4 protein-coding genes are annotated in these 1,552 nt (G+C 72.2%); all 4 read left to right on the top strand.

The genetic code is table 11. The features are described from left to right. A partial coding sequence (locus IE153_RS41200; protein ID WP_189594799.1) for a hypothetical protein occupies positions 1 to 196 on the top strand: 196 nt, incomplete at its 5' end. Further along, entirely contained in the window at positions 196 to 627 is a 432-nt protein-coding gene (locus tag IE153_RS41195) for a hypothetical protein (protein ID WP_189594798.1), read from the top strand. The genes IE153_RS41200 and IE153_RS41195, both read left to right, overlap by 1 nt. Before the next feature lie 112 nt (positions 628 to 739). Beyond that, positions 740 to 1,165 (top strand): hypothetical protein, encoded by a 426-nt coding sequence (locus tag IE153_RS41190; protein ID WP_189594797.1) that lies wholly within the window; start codon positions 740 to 742, stop codon positions 1,163 to 1,165. Between the two features lie 137 nt (positions 1,166 to 1,302). Continuing rightward, positions 1,303 to 1,545 carry a hypothetical protein gene (locus tag IE153_RS41185; protein WP_189594796.1) on the top strand — a complete coding sequence of 81 codons (243 nt, stop codon included), beginning with the start codon at positions 1,303 to 1,305 and terminating at the stop codon, positions 1,543 to 1,545. The last annotated feature ends 7 nt before the right edge of the window (positions 1,546 to 1,552 follow it).

Raw genomic sequence — 1,552 nt, 5'->3', positions numbered from 1 at the left:
GCCGCGCCTGTCGCCGATGGCCGGGATGTTCAACGCCCTGCTGCGCCTGTACATCCGCCGCGCCCGCCCGATCATCGCCGCCCAGCAGAAGGCCGTCGACGAGGCGCGCAACCTCAACCACCGACTCACCACCGCCGCCAGCTTCCGAGCCACCGAAGCCGCCGGCTACATCGACCGCACCGGACTGGAGAGGTAATGGCCCTCAACCTGCTTCCCAAGGGCACCGGCCGGCGCCGCGCCATCGACAAGGTCGCCGAACTGCGCCGCGACCTGAGCCTCGCGCTCAGCCAGATGCACGCCGCCGGCGACGAGATCGCGCTGCTGCAGCAGGACCTCGCCGAGGCCCGCGGGATGCAGGCCGAGGCCGAAGAGATCGTCGTCCAGCAGCAGGCCACCGTCGACGAGCTCACCACCGAGCGCGACTACTGGCGCGACGAAGCCCTCGCGCTGAAGGCCCGGTTCTCCGCCCAACTGGCCGTCGACGCCAACACGCACCGGATCGACGTGCCGCCCATGATCCGCCCGATCGACGGCCCCGAGGACCAGGCCACCGGGCCCATCGACGTCCGGCCGCTCTGGGACGCCGTCGGCATCCGGCCCGTCACCGACCCGGGCCGCACCCACTGACCGCCGCACCGCCGGATGACCACGGGGCCGGCGGAGCGGCGCACAACGCACGAACCCCCGAGCGCTAGAGACGCCCGGGGATCCGACACCAACGATCCCACGGAGGGACCCAGTGACCGAGAACTACGAGTCCCAGCAGCGCCGCGTCACCGCCCTGCACGACTACGAGCGCGTGGCCAAGGCCCGCGCGGCCGGGACGGCCAGCGACGACGACCTCGCCAAGGCGCGCCAGGCCGCCCTTGACGCCGGCGCCGACCACAACGCGCTGTTCTGCGCCGCCACCGGCTTCATCCCCGAGAAGGTCCGGATCGACGACTACCCGCACCCGGTCGGCGCGATCGTGTCCGGCTCGGGAGGCCTGCACACCGTCGTCGACCGCGCCGGGTGGGCGTTCTTCGCCTGCTGCACCGACCACCACGAACAGGGCCGCGCCAACGGCTTCTATCCGCAGGCCAGCCACGGCCGCCACCTGGCCCGCGTCGAGCCCACCGACGTCGACAGCTACGACTGCCTGTTCCCCAACGGCTTCTTCGGCTGACCGCCTGGCCCACAGCCACATAGCCGGCGACGCGTCGAGCCCCCCACTCCGCGCCGCCACCCAGGGCCGCCAGCCCCGGACCCACCCCCTGGACGGGGCTGGCGGCCCCCACCTCGCACACCCAGAAACGGGGCCTCATGTACCTCACCCGCACCTTCGGACGCTGGCAGATCGAACTGCACCAGCGGGCTATCTACCTCACCCGACAGCCCAAGCCCGACCCGAACTGCCCTTACTGCCGCGGCCGCGGAGGCCACGGCTACGTCACCCCGACCGGCGACGGCGACTGGGAGGACTGCCACTGCCTCGCCTGGCTCCGCACCTGGAGCCTCCGCCTCTGGCGCCGACCGGAACACCCCACGGAAAGGATCCCGTTCTAATGCACGC

It is taken from the genome of Streptomyces massasporeus (genome assembly GCF_014648995.1).
GTDB classification, from domain to species: domain Bacteria; phylum Actinomycetota; class Actinomycetes; order Streptomycetales; family Streptomycetaceae; genus Streptomyces; species Streptomyces massasporeus.
This window is presented reverse-complemented; position numbering and strand designations above follow the sequence as displayed.

Coding starts and splice junctions, on each gene's coding strand:
- IE153_RS41185 (WP_189594796.1), top strand. CDS start 1,303: ATGTACCTCACCCGCACCTTCGGACGCTGGCAGATCGAACTGCACCAG.
- IE153_RS41195 (WP_189594798.1), top strand. CDS start 196: ATGGCCCTCAACCTGCTTCCCAAGGGCACCGGCCGGCGCCGCGCCATC.